This is a genomic window from Halalkalibaculum sp. DA384 (assembly GCF_043951955.1).
Taxonomy (GTDB): domain Bacteria; phylum Bacteroidota; class Rhodothermia; order Balneolales; family Balneolaceae; genus JAMQKA01.
Window position 1 is genome coordinate 165,910 of record NZ_JBINJE010000002.1, and the last position, 17,502, is coordinate 183,411.

Annotated in this window: 17 protein-coding genes; 3 read left to right on the forward strand and 14 right to left on the reverse strand. The window is 51.6% G+C overall.

Annotation, left to right across the window (positions count from 1 at the left end):
* Window positions 1–12: 12 nt before the first annotated feature.
* Entirely contained in the window at window positions 13–1,017 is a 1,005-nt protein-coding gene (locus ACG2E4_RS02060) for a metal-dependent hydrolase (RefSeq protein WP_395275565.1), read from the forward strand.
* A 148-nt stretch (window positions 1,018–1,165) separates the two neighbouring features.
* On the opposite strand, the gene ACG2E4_RS02065 is transcribed toward ACG2E4_RS02060, so the two are convergent.
* The 4 genes from ACG2E4_RS02065 to purB all read right to left on the reverse strand — a co-directional run bounded on the left by ACG2E4_RS02065 (window position 1,166) and on the right by purB (window position 5,934).
* Window positions 1,166–2,239, reverse strand: a complete 1,074-nt coding sequence (locus ACG2E4_RS02065; protein ID WP_395275566.1) for a hypothetical protein — start codon at window positions 2,237–2,239, stop codon at window positions 1,166–1,168.
* A gap of 505 nt (window positions 2,240–2,744) precedes the next feature.
* Complete coding sequence (locus ACG2E4_RS02070) at window positions 2,745–3,728, reverse strand: hypothetical protein (RefSeq protein WP_395259260.1); 984 nt, start codon at window positions 3,726–3,728, stop codon at window positions 2,745–2,747.
* Window positions 3,729–3,792: 64 nt separating this feature from the next.
* The gene (locus ACG2E4_RS02075) at window positions 3,793–4,593 is read right to left on the reverse strand and encodes a DUF1080 domain-containing protein (protein ID WP_395259261.1); all 801 of its coding nucleotides are present in this window, start codon (window positions 4,591–4,593) and stop codon (window positions 3,793–3,795) included.
* Window positions 4,594–4,638: 45 nt separating this feature from the next.
* Window positions 4,639–5,934, reverse strand: coding sequence for an adenylosuccinate lyase (purB, locus tag ACG2E4_RS02080; protein WP_395259262.1), 1,296 nt, complete (start codon window positions 5,932–5,934; stop codon window positions 4,639–4,641).
* A 123-nt stretch (window positions 5,935–6,057) separates the two neighbouring features.
* Between purB and ACG2E4_RS02085 the strand changes: the two genes are divergently transcribed.
* Complete coding sequence (locus ACG2E4_RS02085; RefSeq protein ID WP_395259263.1) at window positions 6,058–6,669, forward strand: inorganic pyrophosphatase; 612 nt, start codon at window positions 6,058–6,060, stop codon at window positions 6,667–6,669.
* Window positions 6,670–7,001: 332 nt separating this feature from the next.
* Here the strand turns inward: ACG2E4_RS02085 and ACG2E4_RS02090 are convergent, their stop codons facing one another.
* The 9 genes from ACG2E4_RS02090 to ACG2E4_RS02130 form a co-directional block, all read right to left on the reverse strand.
* Window positions 7,002–7,628, reverse strand: a complete 627-nt coding sequence (locus ACG2E4_RS02090; protein WP_395275567.1) for a rhomboid family intramembrane serine protease — start codon at window positions 7,626–7,628, stop codon at window positions 7,002–7,004.
* Window positions 7,629–8,035: 407 nt separating this feature from the next.
* Window positions 8,036–8,767 carry an ABC transporter ATP-binding protein gene (locus tag ACG2E4_RS02095; protein WP_395259265.1) on the reverse strand — a complete coding sequence of 244 codons (732 nt, stop codon included), beginning with the start codon at window positions 8,765–8,767 and terminating at the stop codon, window positions 8,036–8,038.
* Between the two features lie 7 nt (window positions 8,768–8,774).
* The gene (locus ACG2E4_RS02100) at window positions 8,775–10,178 is read right to left on the reverse strand and encodes an efflux RND transporter periplasmic adaptor subunit (RefSeq protein ID WP_395275568.1); all 1,404 of its coding nucleotides are present in this window, start codon (window positions 10,176–10,178) and stop codon (window positions 8,775–8,777) included.
* Between the two features lie 52 nt (window positions 10,179–10,230).
* Window positions 10,231–11,595 (reverse strand): TolC family protein, encoded by a 1,365-nt coding sequence (locus ACG2E4_RS02105; RefSeq protein WP_395259267.1) that lies wholly within the window; start codon window positions 11,593–11,595, stop codon window positions 10,231–10,233.
* 110 nt (window positions 11,596–11,705) lie between these two features.
* A complete protein-coding gene (locus tag ACG2E4_RS02110) occupies window positions 11,706–12,110 on the reverse strand; it encodes a hypothetical protein (RefSeq protein WP_395275569.1) in 405 nt (134 codons plus the stop codon).
* Between the two features lie 16 nt (window positions 12,111–12,126).
* Window positions 12,127–12,564, reverse strand: coding sequence for a phage holin family protein (locus ACG2E4_RS02115; protein WP_395259269.1), 438 nt, complete (start codon window positions 12,562–12,564; stop codon window positions 12,127–12,129).
* Window positions 12,565–12,566: 2 nt separating this feature from the next.
* A complete protein-coding gene (locus tag ACG2E4_RS02120) occupies window positions 12,567–12,782 on the reverse strand; it encodes a hypothetical protein (RefSeq protein WP_395259270.1) in 216 nt (71 codons plus the stop codon).
* Between the two features lie 270 nt (window positions 12,783–13,052).
* A complete protein-coding gene (locus ACG2E4_RS02125) occupies window positions 13,053–14,276 on the reverse strand; it encodes an ABC transporter permease (protein WP_395275570.1) in 1,224 nt (407 codons plus the stop codon).
* A 17-nt stretch (window positions 14,277–14,293) separates the two neighbouring features.
* Window positions 14,294–15,538 carry an ABC transporter permease gene (locus ACG2E4_RS02130; RefSeq protein WP_395275571.1) on the reverse strand — a complete coding sequence of 415 codons (1,245 nt, stop codon included), beginning with the start codon at window positions 15,536–15,538 and terminating at the stop codon, window positions 14,294–14,296.
* 240 nt (window positions 15,539–15,778) lie between these two features.
* Here ACG2E4_RS02130 and bshB1 point away from each other — a divergent pair, with 240 nt between their 5' ends.
* Window positions 15,779–16,531 carry a bacillithiol biosynthesis deacetylase BshB1 gene (bshB1, locus tag ACG2E4_RS02135; RefSeq protein WP_395275572.1) on the forward strand — a complete coding sequence of 251 codons (753 nt, stop codon included), beginning with the start codon at window positions 15,779–15,781 and terminating at the stop codon, window positions 16,529–16,531.
* A 99-nt stretch (window positions 16,532–16,630) separates the two neighbouring features.
* On the opposite strand, the gene ACG2E4_RS02140 is transcribed toward bshB1, so the two are convergent.
* Window positions 16,631–17,449, reverse strand: a complete 819-nt coding sequence (locus ACG2E4_RS02140; protein WP_395275573.1) for an inositol monophosphatase family protein — start codon at window positions 17,447–17,449, stop codon at window positions 16,631–16,633.
* Window positions 17,450–17,502 lie beyond the last annotated feature (53 nt).

A 17,502-nucleotide genomic window follows, 5' to 3' on the forward strand; every position in this document is an offset into this window, starting at 1 on the left:
ACGTTCTGCCAAATGGATCCCGTTACTCACGGCCTTATCGGGGCTTCTGCCTCCCAGTCTTTTGCTGACAAGGAGAAGCTGCGACTTGCTGCACTGGCTGGAGCCACCGGTGCCATGCTGCCGGACCTCGATATATTGATCGGCACCTCTTCGGATCCGCTGCTCACCCTGGAGTTCCACCGTCAATTTACCCACGCCCTCCTCTTTATTCCGGTCGGTGCCCTGCTCGCCGCTGTCGCCTGCTGGTGGCTGGTCAAAAAGAAACTGAGCTTTAAAGAAACATATAGCTTCACCCTGCTGGGTACTGCAACGGCCGGCATTGCTGACGTTTTCACCAGCTACGGTGTTCAGCTGCTGTGGCCACTGACCGACGAGCGCTTTGCCTGGAATCTTGTCTCCGTATTTGACCCGCTTTTCTCTCTCGGTTTAATCCTTACCGTCGGACTTGCCCTGTACCGGAAGCAAAAGGGAGTTGCCCGAATCTCTTTTATCTGGATCACGGTTTACCTGCTTTTTGCGATAACCCAGCAGCAACAGGCCCGGCTGACGGCCCGGGCACTGGCCAGTCAGCGCAACCACTTTGTCGAGCGACTTGTCGTAAAGCCAACCATTGCCAATCAGCTGTTGTGGAGCACCCGCTATGTGAGCGGCAACCGCATATATGCCGACGGGGTGCGGATCATTCCCTTTTCCAAACCCCAGGTATTCCGGGGGCGGTCGACCCAGCTTATTCCCTGGCAGCAAACCTATGCCCATTACAAGGGAACAACGCTCTACAACGATATTAAACGATTCAGCACGCTCTCGGAAGGACTCCTCGTGGCGCACCCGGACCGTCCACAGGTGATCGGCGACGGGCGCTATGCCATGCTTCCTACTTCAGTAACGCCACTGTGGGGTATTGTAGCCGACACCACCCGGGCCAAACAGCATGTCGAATTCAAAACCTACCGGGATGCAAGTCCCGAGATCCGAAATGCATTTCTGCGTATGTTACGGGGAGAATATCCCGATTAGGGCTGTTTTACTGTTAATACAATCTGAATATGCTTCAAGCAGGCTTTTTACAGGAGTTTTTTCACGGACTTACCGGAACCAGCGCAAATTTCTCATCAAGAAATTTATTCCTCAGCAAGTCGAAGGGAAGTACAGGCGGGACAACACGTTACCTTTCTGTTAACCACTCCAGCGTGTCCGTACCGTCGGGTTTCCAGTCGAGCGGGGGAGCCTGGGCCACAGACAGCAGCTCCGTTCGCTCTTCGAAACCGGGAATCCTGGTTTCAGAGTCCGTCACATACACGCTCTGCAGCCGATCGCCGGCCCCGGCTGCCAATTCAGCAGCCTTCTGCTCATCTCCCTGCACCCAGTAACAGATAAAATCCTGGTCCATCTCCAATCCTCCTTCCTGCAGCAGGAAATCATTCAGCCACACCTGGGTTCGTGTTATCGCCCTGTTGTAGGCATAACGGTACTTCAGGCGGGGACCCGGCGACTCCTGTTGTGGATTTTTTGACCAGAAGTCGCGGACATGATCGGTCAGTTCACTTTTCACCTCATCGAGTCCAACAGGAGCCACAACGATCGCAACCGAACGGCATCCTTTGCCTCCGTATCGAAACACTGCTTCCACAAGCTCCTCCATCCGTAAATCCTGCGGGTTTGCCAGGCAAGCTATCGAAAAGTGGGCCGTGCGAACCAGGTACCGGGTTTTGCTGCTGGCCAGGTGGAGTTCCTCAATCCTCTGTTTGACGCCGGGCACCGAGTCTTCGGAACCCGCGAACAGGATTTTATCCGTCTGCAAGCCTTCCAGGTGCTTCAGGCTGTGGACCCACTGGATATCGATATCTGAAAAAACCCCGGTCTTTTTCACCTCATTCAAAAAAGTAGGTAGCAGGTAGGGATCTTTTCGCGATATTTTACCGTAATAGGTTGCTCCGCTGAGAATCGCGGCAAAAGCGTCCTGAAACCCGACCAACGGAATATTTCCGGCATGCAGGCAGAGCACATTCTGCCCTTCTGCGCTGCTTGTATCGGAGAGTCCGGCCCGTTGGACCCAATCTCGGACGGCTGTCTCACTGACTGCTTCCCTGATTGCCAGGAGGGCGTATTTCACATCTTCAAAACTAAAAAAACCCTCCCGAACCGTCTGGTCATACGCGGTACTGAGATACTCGTTATCCTTGTTCAGCCAGTTTTGAGTGGCTTCCAGAAGAGCCGATATCCGTTTTTCCAAATGCATACTGATAATTTTTAGTTTTATTCCTTCAACAAAAAAATCTGATTATTAGGGACGTTTGCAGAACCTGCTATGTTGTTGGAGGTGATTGTACCACCGACCTTATTGTCCGTTAAACGGGAGTACAACTCCCTATAAACAAGGAATTGGGGGGGTTGCAAAGCTCTCAATCAAATAATCCAAAACGGGAATAACAAGTGTCCCCGGATGGTTTCTTTAACCGGATTATTCACGAAATGCTGACAATGGATGGGTAAGTCATTGTTATTACTCTGCATATCGAAAATTGTTTATGCCCCAAATTTATAGAAGATAGCTGCAACGGCTGCGAAATTGGGCCGTGCACTTCGTTGGAGGAAAAATGACGTACTCAAGGTACAACCGTGCCTTTCCGCCGTCTTTTTTCCTTCACCTCGTTCACAACCGAATTTCCTGGTGAATAATCCGGGTTAAGGGTTATGACGATTCAAGTACCTGGATTAAAATATGTGTGCTTTACGTTTATCTTCTAATCCTCATCGATCAAAAAATTACACCCGCGCAGGTCTTTTGGATTCCATCGGCCGTGAATTTTAAACCGGCCATCCTTGTGACGAATTCCCTTGTCCCCGGTCAACAAAAAGGAGCAGGAGTGCACATTGGCCAAATCGATGACACCGATCAGCCCCTCCTGGAATGGCGGCATCTCTGACCGCGGGTCGTCGGGATTTCGGATTGACACCTTCATCCAGGGCACCGTCTTAAACCACTGACCACCGGTGGTGTAGGCCTGGCTGAGCAGCTCGCACATGCCGTACTCCGAATGGACCCGACTTTGATCCAGCCCGAAACCGGCCGCCAGCCGTCTGTGCAGTTCCTCTTTGCCGATCTCCCGGCGGTGCGTTTTCATTCCACCCGTTTCTATGACGATACTGTTGCCCGGAAGTTGAGGTGCCCCCATATCCAGCAGGTCCAACAATCCAAAAGCAGCTCCAAAGAGTATAAGCTGCTTGCCCGTCTTTTCGACCTGGCTTATATCGGCCCGATCCAGCGGTTCACCCAAGGGGAGAAAGCGGCTCAGTCCGGATTGCTCCTGCTCAATCAGCTCATGCAGCATCCAGATGAGTGAAGAAACCGGATTGTCGGAATAGCCGGGCGTATACGCCCATATTACCGATCGATCCAGCTCATAAAACTGGCGGAAACCACGAAGCAGCGATTGCCGGTACAACGTTTCATCAGCCACCAGGTGCCGGCTTCGATCCATGCCGGAGGTGCCACTGCTTTGAAAAACGAGATCCGGTTTTTTATCGGGCTTGCAGGTCACCACCGCATCCTTGAACGCCCGGATCGGCAGCAGAGGCGGTTCGGTATCCGGATCAAACGAATAGGAGAGCGCATCACAAAACCGCCGGTAAACCTTGTTCTCTCTATACTGGTACGTGAACACGTTCTCCAGCTTCGCCGAGAAGTCCACCTCGTCATCAAAGATCAGCTCGTTCCAGTCGGTCATAACAGGGACAAATTCAACATGCGCGCCGTTCGTTGAAACGGGCTCGCATACATTTTAAAAATTTCTACTTCTCCAACGGTAAAATCTCCACGGATCTAAAATGAACAGGGTGGCTTTCGGCCTGCAGCGATATGTATCCGTGATCGATCAGTAAATTTTGCTGTCCCTCTTTGATCAGCTTTTGTGCGTTGGCATCTTCCGAATCATACTGAAGGTTGGTGTATTCCAGCACCTTCCTGCCATTCACAAAATGTCGGAAAAGTTCACTACCCCGCACTTCTGCCTCCACGGTAACCCACTGGTCGCCATGAAACGTTTCGGAGCTGGAATTCACGCAGTGCTGGGTAACCAATTCCCCATCCATCTCAATATGGGTTCCCATAGAGCACATATTCGCCGTGGGACGCTCATCCGTGCCGTTTCCACCCAGCAGCTGTACCTCCACGGATACCGGTGACATCTGGTCTTTTCCCATCGTTTCCGGGGGCTGGCTGTGCAGCTTGAGTCCACTGTTGCGCCAGGCCCAGTCGGGGGCTCCCGGAACCTGCTCTCCCACAAACCGGTATTCCGCCCTGATTTTATAATGTGAATAGGGCGTCTTGTAATACAGGTGGCCGAACGCCCCGTCAAACTGATCATAATTTTCGTAGGAGGCCTTCAGCAGCCCGTCCTCGACCCGGAAGGTATTCTTGTAATTTACCCCGAGTTCATGCCCTGCAAATTTTGGCGTCCAGCCGTCCAGGTTTTCTCCATTAAAGATCGGGATCCATTCCTGGCGCTCACCCGTGGAGTTTACTCCCTGTTGCACGGCAAAAGCGGCCACCCCAAACAAGACGACCAGTGTAACACGTATTATTTTTTTCATGATGCTGTGATTTATGGCTATCAGTTATAAAAATATTGAGATTCATTACTCCAATCCGACCCGGCTAAAAATCCGGTCCACATTTTTGGTGTGATGTTCGAGATCAAACGCCTTCTCGATCTCTTCCGTGGTGAGATATTCGATGATCGCGGGGTCCTCCTCCACCAGTTCACGGAACATCCGTTTTTCCTCCCACGACTGCATCGCCAGCGGTTGGACCGTGTCATAGGCTTTTTCGCGCGACATCCCCTTGTCAATCAGCAGGTGGAGCAGGCGCTGCGAAAATGTCAGGCCGTACGTTTTGTAGATATTTTCCTCCATGTTGTCCTCGTAAACCGTCAGCTTCTCAATGATCCCGGAAAACCGTTTCAGCATGTAATCAAGCAGGATTGTGGCATCGGGAAAGACGATCCGCTCGACAGAGGAATGAGAGATATCGCGCTCGTGCCAAAGGGGAATATTCTCATACGAAGTGAGCATGTAACCCCGGAGTACGCGCGAACAGCCACTGATATTTTCCGATCCCACGGGGTTCCGTTTATGCGGCATGGAGGAGGAGCCTTTCTGTCCCTTGCGGAAAAACTCTTCGGCTTCACGAACTTCGCTGCGCTGCAGGTGACGCACCTCCACCGCCATTTTTTCGAGCGTGGAACCTACAAGAGCCAGCGTCGCGATATAATGGGCGTGGCGGTCGCGCTGGAGCGTCTGCGTGGAGATGGGCGCCGGCTGAAGGCCCAGTCGCTCGCAAACCAGCTCTTCCACCTCCGGCGGAATGTTGGCAAACGTGCCCACAGACCCACTCATTTTTCCGAATTCGACATCGCGCGCCGCCTTCTCAAAACGCTCGAGGTTCCGCTTCATTTCTGCATACCAGAGAGCACACTTGAGGCCAAACGTCGTCGGCTCGGCATGCACGCCGTGGGTTCGTCCCATCATCACCGTGTATTTATGCTCTTTGGCCTTGGCGGCCAGCACATCAATAATGTGCTCGATATCATCACGCAAAATTTTATTCGCCCGCTTCAGGCGTACTCCCTGGGCTGTGTCAACGACATCGGTGGATGTTAAGCCGTAGTGTACCCACTTTTTCTCCTCACCGAGCGACTCTGATACAGAACGGGTGAAAGCCACGACATCGTGACGGGTTTCTTTTTCGATCTCTTTAATCCGTTCCACATCAAAGGTGGCCTTCTGGTAGAGTTTTTCGACATCTTCTTCGGGAATATGCCCCAGTTGGCTCCAGGCCCAGCAGGCGGCCAGCTCCACATCCAGCCACGCCTGAAACTGGCTTTCCTCGGTCCATATTTCTGCCATCTCCTTACGCGAATATCGGTCAATCATGTAATATATTGTTGGTTCGAATTAGAGCCAAAGATATTGGTTTTACTTCAGGATGTCTTGTAAAATTAACAGGTTATCTTATTTTCTTGTGACAAAGACCCCTTAACCGAATAAATAAAGCCAATGAGCTTTCCCGACCCTTTTTACCGCTGGCGCCCGCACCCCTGGCACGGACTCGAACCCGGTGATGTAGATTCCGGTATTATTAACGCTTTTATTGAAATCACTCCATTTGACCTGGTCAAATATGAAGTGGACAAAGCCACGGGATATCTCCGTGTTGACCGCCCCCAGCAGAGCTCCTCGCTCCCGCCATCGCTTTACGGATTTATCCCCCGTACCTATTGCGGGAACCGGGTGGGAGCGCTCTCCGACTATACCGACGAGGGGGACCACGATCCGCTCGATGTATGCGTTTTGAGTGAGCGCCCCATCAGTAAATCGGAGGTCATTTTGACAGCACGGGTTGTCGGAGGTATTCATATGATCGACAACGGAGAAGCAGATGACAAAATCATTGCCGTGCTGAACAACGACAAGTTCTGGGCTGACGCCCACGATATCTCTGACCTGCCGGACAATATAAGAGACCGTCTGAGGCACTACTTTGCCACCTACAAGCTGGTGCAGGGTGAAGATAAAACCGTGACGGTGGAAGAAGTCTATGACAAGAAAAAGGCGATTAAGGTGATCGACGCCGCGATGGAGGACTATGACCGGGCGTTTGGAAAATGATGAGATCACCATGATGGTTCCTCCCACTTTTGTTACAAGTCGCCCCTGGGAAAGAGGCTGAAACGTTGTGTACAGAAAACCAATTCACTTGTTAACCGATGGACGTTCCAGCCCGGATTTCTTCATCAACAAAATGGTATGTCTGTTAGACGACCTGGACTAAAACTCCTGGTTTTGCAAGGTGTCCCTGGTGTGAAGGACACGGAACTAACAGGGACCTTTGCAGAACCTGCTACGTTGTTGGGAAGTGGTTATCCCACCGAACTTATTGATCTTTAAACGGGAGTATAACTCCCTCTGAACGAGAAATTGAGGGTTTTGCAGAGACCTCCCTAATAGTACTGTTCTCCCTTTAATCCCCAGTATTTGATCAGGAAATAGCCGACGATCATTCCACCGAGGTGAGCAAAGTGAGCGACCCCCGTGGCGGTACCCATGACCCCGTTCATTAATTCAAGGCCGCCGAAAATAGCAACAAAATACTTGGCTTTTATAGGGATCGGCGGAAACAGCAGCATAATGGGACGTTCAGGAAACATCATGCCAAAGGCGAGCAATATCCCGTAGACCGCGCCCGAAGCTCCGACAGTAGGGGCTCCTCCCCCTCCGATAAACATATGCAGCAGGGCCGCCCCGATGCCGGTTAAAAAATAATACCAGACAAACCGCCTGGTCCCCCAGTAGTTTTCTATTGACTGTCCGAACATCCAGAGGGCAAACAGGTTCATAAAAATATGGCCGAATCCACCGTGCAAAAACATATAGGTAATCAGCTGCCAGGGCTGAAACAACCCGGATCCTATGGGCCAAAGAGCCCCGTACTGGAATAAAAACTGTCCCACAACCGGGGTGCTTAATCCCACAAAAAACAACCCGTTTATAATCAAAAGATGCTTTACGGCAGGCGGAAATATGGAAAAGGCTGTATTGGGACTGTAATTATTGGAATAATAACTCAAAATGCAGAAGCTTGTGATTAATCTGTTAACATGGTGAACTGTTGTGCCGATCCACTCGGCAGTAATAAAACAGAATAGATTGATTTATTAAAATAAAAGATCGGGGATAATATACCGTTTCTCCCGGTAAAAAAGTTGACGGATATAATCAACGCACGGAATTCAATATGGAGAGGGCTGTGCAACACCGGTTTTGCACGGAGCAGCTGAGTACAGGTGCAGAATATTCTGCTAGGAACCTTTGCAGAGCCTGCCATTTGTTGGGAGGTACCTGTACTACCGACCTTGGGGACCTTTAACGGGAGTAAACTCCCTCAGAACGAGGAATTGAGGGTTTTGCAAAGTCCTCTGATAAACAATATCCTGTTCCTGCTCTGAGAGGATCACCCGGCGGCCGAATGTCTGTGCTAAGCCGGGGCTACGTTGATCTCCAAATTGGCCAGTTCAGGATTTTCCACCTTTTGATCACTCTCAATCTTTCCATCCCGCAGGCGGATGATACGCCGCGCGTGATTGGCGATCTCATCTTCGTGGGTAACCAGCAGAATCGTATTTCCCATGCGGTGGAGCTCCTCAAACAGTCGCATGATCTCCTCTCCCGTTTTGGTGTCAAGGTTTCCCGTCGGCTCGTCGGCCAGCAGGATGGAGGGGTTATTGACCAGGGCCCGCGCAATGGCTACCCGCTGCCGCTGTCCGCCGGAAAGCTCGTTCGGCTTGTGGTCGATGCGGTCTCCCAGGCCCACCCGGGTCAACGTACTTGTGGCCCGTTCGTGCCGTTCCGAAGCCTTTACCCCGGAATAGATCAGCGGCAGTTCAACATTGGCCAGGCAGTCGGTGCGGGGCAGCAGGTTAAAGGTCTGAAACACAAATCCGATTTCGCGATTTCGCACTTCGGCCAGCTCGGAATCCTCCAGCTCGCTCACATCCTGGTTGTTCAGGATATAGGTCCCGGAAGTGGGAGTGTCCAGGCAGCCGATCAGGTTCATCAGGGTAGACTTCCCGGAACCGGAAGGCCCCATAATGGCGATATATTCATTTTCCAGTACGTCAAACGAGACGCCGTCAAGGGCCCGCACCTCGTTGTTTCCCATCAGGTATATTTTTGTGAGATCCCGGATCTCAATTATTGCTCGTTTCATAATCAGGTTAGTTTTGTGCGAATCGTTGAAATTGATTGTTGTCCACCTTCACCTTGTCTCCATCCTTTAAATCCCGGGATAGGGTTCGATAACTTCCGATCACAATCTTATCTCCGGCGGAAATCCCGGAAAGAATCTGGATATGGCTGTTGTCGCTGATCCCGGTTTCTACTTCACGGCGTTTGGCGATCCCATCTTCAACCTGGAATACCACTTTGCGCAGGTCTTCCTCGGGGATAATCATCTCTTCCCCGGTATCTGCTGTATCCGAATCTGTACCCGTTTCCGGGGTCGTGGCGCTTGTATCAGTGCGGCTGCTGCGGTCCAGGGCGAAGTCGCGGACCGTCACAGCCTGGATCGGCACCGACACCACGTTGTACACGGTTTCGGTCTCCACATCCACGGTGGCCGACATCCCCGGCTTGAAACTGGGTACAAATTCGCTGCCGGGCAGTTCCTGCGATGCCTCCTGCACGATCTGCTCTCCCCCCGCCATATCCAGGTTATGGGGGGTTGTGATCCGTATTTTAACCTCGTAGTTCGTGACCTGCTCATTCGTCCCCGACGCGGTGATTTCAGCAGAGTTTGCAATCTCCGTGACAAGGCCGTCAAAGATGCGTTCAGGATAGGCGTCCACTTCAATCCTGGTCGTATCTCCGGGTTCGACATTCACAATGTCGTTTTCATTGACCTGAACGACCACTTCCATCTGGTCCATTTTGGCGATGCGCATCAGCTCCGTGCCGGTCATCTGGGTCTGTCCCAAGACGCGTTCGCCCGTTTCTACGGCCAGGGCACTGATTGTACCGTCCCGGGGCGAACGAATAGTCGTTTTTTCAAGCTCCTCCTCCGCCTGGTCGAGCTGGGCCTCAATACTTTGAACCTGGTATTCAGCGGCCTTGTAATTGGCTTTTTGCGCCTCATACGCAGTTTTTGCCTGCACATACTGCGCCTGGGAGATCGCTTCCTTTTCGTATAACTGCTGTTGCTGGTTATAGTTCGATTCCGCTTCCAGCAGGTTGGCTTTCGCTTGTTCCTGGCGCGCCTTCTGCGTCAGCAGCGTGGCGTTAATCTCCTCAATCCGTGCTTCATAAATATCCGGTTTTATGCGCAGCAGCAGGTCGCCCTTTTCAACATAGTCGCCCTCCTTCACCGGCAGCTCAATAATCTCACCTGAAACTTCGGGACGGAGGATGACTTCCACCTCGGGCTGTATCTTGCCGGATGCGGAAACGACCTGTGTAATTGTTTTCAATTTGGCTGTCGACGTTTCTACCGTAATGCCTTCGCCCTCCCCGCCGAGCCAGCCCATCGATTTGGCGGCCAGGGCCCCGAGAACCACTACAATAATGAGGACTCCCCCTGCCATCATCAGTTTTTTTGTCGGCGATTTTTTGGTCTTTCCGGCCATAACGCATCCCCTCTCTTATCCCCTCATGTGTGAAAAATGTACGGTCATTGGCTTACTGATTTAACGAAATATTTTGGTCCAGCCGCCCGATGTAGTAATCCAGTAATTTTTGTTGAAATACAAAGTTAAAAACGGCCCGTGCTCGGTCAGATTGTGCCTGGACATACTGTGCGTTGGCATTGCTCAGCTCAATCAGGGTGGTGGCTCCAACATTGTAACGCTCCCTTTCAGTCTCGTAGGAACGCTCAGCGGCACGCAGTGATTTCTCTGTGGCCTCCAGCTGTTTTATGACTGCCTGGTAGTCGGTATACGCCTGGTTGACCTCCTGCACGACCTGCAGCTCAGTATTTTCCAGCGAGAGTTGCTGGTTCCGATAGCTGATTAGCTGCGACTGTACATTGGTACGGCGATTAAAATTGTCAAAAATCGGGATATTCACTGAAAGTCCGAGCGACCGGTTGAGGTTTTGATCAAAAAACTGGTCCTGGAACCCAACGAGCTCCCCGGTAGCGCGGTCGAAGTTCTGATCATTGTAGTTGCTCGACAAGCTCGCGCTAAAGTTCAGCGATGGGTAAAGACTTCCTTTGGTGGCCTTCAGCTGGTGTTCAATGGCCTTGATATTGAGCCGGGCACTTTGCAGGTCCGAACGGTTTTCGAGAGCGGCATCAACCAGTGCCTGCAGCTGGTATTCCCGGGGCGTCAGATCCTCGGCGCCAATGTCAGGAATTGAAAATTCGTACTGTCCCAGCGGGTCGATCTGCAGCGTGCGGATCAGTTGAAGCCGGCTTATCTGCAGGGCATTTTCCCGGTTGGTTACTTCAAGTTCGTTATTGGCCACAGTCGCCTCCTGGTTATATAGATCAACCGAAGGTCTCGACCCCACCTCAACCTGGGCCTGAACCTGCTCGAGCTGCTTGCGGGAGGAAGCCAGGTTTTCGTTCGCTATCTGCAGCAACTCCTTGTCGAGCAGTACCTGCAGGTAGCGGGATGCGGTATCAAAGATGACATTTTCTTTTACCCGCTGGACGGTCTCCTCCTGCGATTCGGACGAATACTGGCTGCTTCTTAAATTGTTGATATTTTGAAACCCGGTAAACAGCGGGATACTGGTATTCAGGTTACTGCTGAACCCGTTAATGGTAAAATCACCAAAATCACCCGTCGTCTGGTTGAACTGGCGACCAACCCGCTTGTTGCCACTGAGACTTGCCGAGACCGAAGGCAGGAAATCGGCTTTGGCGCTAAACTCCTGGTATTCTGCCAAATCCAGGTCGTTGCGCGCCTGTTTAAGCTGATAATTATTTTCTATGGCGAGTTCTATCGCTTCTTCAAGAGAGATCATTTCGGGACTGGTGTCTTGAGCGTGCAGCAAGAGAGGCATCCCAACGATGAGTAGTAGAATTATCCCACGTTTCATATAACTTCGGTTAGATATTTTAGCATTTCTGTTTGGCGACTCGTGGAGGTACACGAATCTCATTTCGATTAGTTTCACTTGTACAAACGGAGATTTGAAAATGCTCCCCTCTACGACTCCTGTTCCGGCGTCTCTTCCATATGATTCAACAGGTCCCCTTTTCGGGATTCTATAAAATTATCAAAATAGTCGGTTGCCGCCGATACTGCCTTGCGGGTAGCTATCTTTTTTAGCTCGGATATCAGAAGAGCGGCAAATCCATCCCCGGAGCTATGCGAGCCTGGCCGGGAACTGCCTTTTCGTTTGGGGGTATGCCCGGCCAAAAATCCGACAAACACCGATAATCCCACCACGGGAATCGGGTAGTTTTTTATAATTTCAGAGGGCTTCAGCTTTTCGCTAACATCGGCGCGAACCTCATCAATATTACTGTCCAGTTCATGTTGAATCCGGTTAAGTTCGGCCTCAAGCTCCTCTTTTTTCGCTTTCAGTTCGTCCAGTTCCTCTTTCGACATATTGTAACCGTTCGTTTTATTTAGTCTGTTCATCCATTTGCTGCTGTTCGGGCCCGGGCGTTAATTGCTCTTTTTTTTGTTCCTCATTCGCCGATATAGCCCTGATAATTTCCTTTTCGAAATGACTTTGCAGACCTTCAGCCATACTTTTGGGCTTCAGGGAGTAAAACAGCAGGCCCGCTACAAGCATAGGTATCGAAACCAGGATATATCCCAGGCTCTCGTTATTCAGCAGGTCTCCCAGAAACAGTGCCAGGGCCACCAGCAGAAAGACCAGGGCCCCCGAAAGCATCAGAATTCCAGCCACTTTTTGGACAGATTCCGCCATCATGCGGGAAAAATGCTCTCCGACATTGAGCAATAACAGTTCCACCCGTTTTTCAACATATCGCTTGAGATCGCCCGAAATTGCTTTCAGACGGTTCCCAAGAGGGTCCTCTTTCTTTTGTGACATATTTATTCCTCACCGGAACTTAGCATTTTGCCGATTATATAGCCTATCAGCAGTCCCCCGGCTACGCTTTTTATGGGATTCTCCCGTATGACGGACTCTGCACGCAGTTTCAGTTCTTCGATCCGTTCTGCCAGTTCATCGTCATCAACGATCTGCCGCCCGCGGTCCAGGGCGTCGTCGAGCCGTTTGTTCAGGTTTTCGAGAATTTCTTCGTTCATCGAGCTTGTGATTGGGGTTAATAGATATCCTTGAAAAACTAACTAAAGAATTTTTCTGCTAAGTTAAAATGAGAAAGTACATCAATTCCAGTTCCACTGCTGCCTGTACTGCTTCAACATAGCCATGCAATTTGAAGAGAATCTGAAGGAGGTCCGCTGTTTTTCTGATCAGGATCTATTCGCGCTAGCTCCCGCCCCTGCAATTGCAGGCATTTTCCGTGTCCGGACTCAAAAAATTATAAAAAACGCATGATCCTCCGCGACCTTCTGCTACTCGTACCGCAGGCTTTCTATGGGATCAAGTTTCGCGGCCTTGAATGCCGGGTATACCCCAAACATCACGCCGATAATCGTCATCCCGACAATTCCGGCCCCGGCCGCCATCCAGGGAAAGACCACGCTCGACTCCATCCAGAAGGCCAGCAGGTTCCCTCCCGCAATACCGATGAACATGCCCACGATCCCCCCGATCTGGCAGATCACAACCGCTTCCATTAAAAATTGGGAGGTAATCGCTTTTTTTGTTGCCCCCACGGCCTTGCGGATACCGATCTCGCGGGTTCGCTCCGTCACCGATACCAGCATAATATTCATCACCCCGATGCCCGCCCCCAGCAGTGCAATGCCGCCGACCACCACTCCAAAGATGTACAGCACGCCCGTAAACTGATCGAAGACGCCGGAGAGAGATTCGTTGGTTTCGATCTCAAAATCGTTCTGTTCTCCGGGCGGAACCTTCCGGATGGTACGCAGCAGCCCTGTAAGTTCGTCCATCGAAGCATTGACCGACATCATGGACGGGGCCCTGACCTGGATGTCAATGTTGCGTTCCGAGCCGTACACATTCATGGCGGTGGTGTAGGGAATAAGCACAAAATTGTCCAGGGAGTTGCCAAACACGCTCCCCTTCTCCTCCACCAGCCCGATAACCCGGTACGGCCGCCCGTCAATCCGGATGGTCTTTCCCAGCGGATATTCCACTTCGAACAGCGTCTCCCTCACATCTTTCCCGATAATAGCCACCGGCCGTCTATACTGGATATCCTCACTGGTGAAGTTGCGGCCGTCGGCCAGCTCATATGCATTGTTTGAAAGATAGTATTGATTGCTTCCCCGGATCGGTACATTGGGCTCCGTCTCCTGGTCGCCATACAGCACGTTCGTCTGGCTGAATGTCTCATCGGGATTGATGTCGCTGACCAGCCTCACTCGTTCCTGCAGCTCCTCCAGCGTTTCAAAGGTGATGTCTTTCCGGTTGCGATACTGCTGCCAGTCGCCGCCCATGCGGACTGAGGGATATTTCGAGATGTTAATAACATTTCCGCCCATCAGCGTAAGGGTTTCCTTGAAAAAAGTGTCGAGCACCAGCACCGCAGTAGACGCACTGATGATGGCAAATACCCCCACAACGATAGCCAGAAGTGTCAGGGCGGAACGCAATTTATTGGCTGCCAGCGATGAAAAAGCCTGTTTTACTACTTCAATTATATTCATAATGCGAACAGCGTTGGTTATTCATATCGGAGCGACTCGATCGGGTCAGATTTTGCCGCGCGGTAGGCTGGTAAAAAGCCAAAAGCCAGTCCCACAAGCGTACAGATTCCAAATGCCAGTGCCACCGTCTGCCAGCTCATGTAGGCCACAAAAAACTGGTTGATGACCTGTGTCGTAATCACGGACAGCGCCACCCCGATCAGCCCCCCGACCATGCAGATAATAGTGGCTTCGACCAGGAACTGGCCCAGTATCTCCCAGGCTTTGGCCCCCACCGCCTTGCGGATACCGATCTCCTTGGTGCGCTCCCGAACCGACACGAACATAATATTCATCACCCCGATGCCCCCGATAAACAAAGCCAGCGAGGTCAGGAATATACCGATCCCGTAGATTGCAAAGGTCATCGATTCATACTGCTGGCGAAAGGCTTCGGGCTTGTTGATGGCAAAATCGTTCTCCTCCATCGGGTCCAGCTGGCGGATCCGGCGCATGAGGCCCTCAATTTCGTATTCCCCTTCGAGCTGTGCCTCCTCACTGGGGAATTTTACGATCAGGCGAACACCCGTCCTGGTGCCATAAATTTCCTGGAAAGCACTCATCGGGATAATAACCTGGTTATCGATATCTTCAAGTCCCAAAAAAGAACCCTGCCGCTCAAGCAGCCCGATTACCAAAAATCGCTGGCCGGCAATGCGCACCTGCTTGCCAAGCGGGTATTCAAGGTCAAAAAGAGCATCAGAAACGCTTTGGCCCATAACCACGACATTGGCTCCCGTTCGCTCCTCCTCCACCGTAAAAAAACGACCCTCCGCAATATCCATCGTGCTTGTCTGGGTGATCGTCTCGGTCGCTCCCTGGAGCATCACCCCGTTAGCATACGTATCCTCAAACCGCACCGTCACATTTCTGTTTGAGCTGGCTGAAACTGCACTCGCAAACCGGCTGGTTTCCTCGAGCTGATCCGCATAGTCGATCTTCATATCCGGGCGATTTCGATATTCCCACCACCGATACTCCCCGCTGCCGAGTCCCCAGGGCCATTTTTCCACATAAATCACGTTCTGTCCAAGCATGCTCATGCTATTTTCAAACGAACGGTCGATACCGTCGATGGTCGTCGACATGGTGGTTACGGAGACAATACCAATTACGATGCAGGTGGCTGTTAAAACGGAACGGGTCTTGTTGATTCCCAGCGCCCTCAGCGAAATTTTCAGGCTCTCCCACACGCTGTTTGCAATCCGATAAAATTTTGACATATCTCTGCGGTCATTGATCGTTAGCCATGTTGACTATTACGGGAAGAGATCTCCTCGGTTACAAAAACCCGGTATTTAGGTAATATCGGTCCCGTTTTGACAATAGACAACTCATTTATTCAGGAGAGCTGGAACAGCGACAATTTCCCTTCACATTTCAGAATCTGCTGATAGTTCATTATCATTTTGCTCCGATATATAAACCCCAATTATCAACCAATACATAAACCCAGATCCGCTGTGTCTCAAAAGAAACTAGATGTTCTCGCATTAGCCGCCCACCCCGACGACACCGACCTCTGCTGCGGGGGAACCCTGGCCAGGCTGGTTCAGCAGGGCAAAAAGGTGGGCGTCCTCGATCTGACCCGGGGAGAGATGGCCACCCGCGGTACCCCGGAAGACCGCCTTCGGGAATCCGAACATGCCGCCGACCTTCTTGGCCTTGAAGTCCGTATCAATATTGGGCTCCCTGATACCGAACTTGAAAACATCCCGGAATACCGGGAAAAGATCATCCGGGTCGTCCGGTCGTACCGTCCCCATATCTGCTTTGTCGGGGCCCCGGGCGACCGGCACCCCGACCACGGGGATGCCACCAGGCTGGAACTTGACGCCCTGTTCTACAGCGGACTCACCAAAATTAAAACGCATAATGCCGACGGGGATGAACAGCAGCGGTGGCGGCCCTCCCATATTTTGCATTACATGCAGGATCGCCCGTTTGAGCCGGACCTGGTCTTCGATATTTCCGACACGTTTGAGCTGAAGAAGAAAGCGATCCTGGCTTTCGAGACGCAGTTCAACGTCAGCGATCATGGCGACGAGCCGAAAAGTTATATCTCCTCAGAGCGCTTTTTCAAAAATGTTGAAGCCCGGGCCCGCCACTATGGCCACCTGATCGGCGCCGAATATGGAGAGCCGTTTAAATATTACAACGGACCGATCCCTTTTACATCGCTTGGCGAACTGTTTGATTCGGACCCGTTTCGATAAGGCATACTACGTTACGTATTGCGTACTGCGTAATCCGTGTTGCTTGTGCCGGAAGGTTATTGATTAGACGGTTTCGAATACGCAGTACGCAATACGAATTTACTTCTCCGCTTTCCGCTCTTCCGGCGTAAAGTGCTCTTCCACGGCGTTTAGAAGAAAATCGTGAATCACCTTATTCCCCGCCAGGATCCGCTTGCCAAACAGCCAGTTGTCGTCGCCCTCCCAGTCAGATATTTCGCCCCCGGCCTCCTGGATAATCAGGCTGGCCGCGGCTACATCCCAAGCATTGAGGGAGTATTCGTAGAAACCGTCAAAATACCCGGCCGCCACGCAGCACAAATCATAGGCCGCAGATCCCGGCCGCCGCACCCCGTGCGTGTTGTGTATCAGGTATTCAAACAGGTCCAGGTAGTGCTCAACCATGTGCAGGTCCCGGTACGGGAATCCCGTGCCTATAAGCGAGTCTGCCGGGTCCGTGATCCTGGAAATATAAATCGGGGATCCATTCAACCGGGCACCCCGCCCCTTCTGAGCGGTAAAAAGCTGGTCGCGACCGACCTCCAGCACCACGCCCACTTTCGGCTCTCCATGCTCCCACATCGCCACCGATACACAGTAGATGGGAAAACCGTGAGCAAAATTGGTGGTGCCGTCAATGGGATCGACCAGCCAGGTACGGGCTTCCGGCACCCGGCGTTCCCCGGCACTCTCCTCCGCCATGATCTGGTCCTCCGGAAAAACATTGCGAATATGGGTTAAAATCACCTTTTCAGTTTCCAGGTCAGCATCGGTGACCAGATCGTTTTTGCCCTTGAGTTCGATATTAAAATTCTGGTTCGAGGTATAATTCCTAATAATTTCGCTCCCTTTTTGGGCAGCCTGTTTCGCAATTTCCAGTTCCTTTGAATAATCGGTCATTAATTAGAGGTTGAAGGTTGCAGGTTACAGGTTACAGGTTACAGGTTACAGGT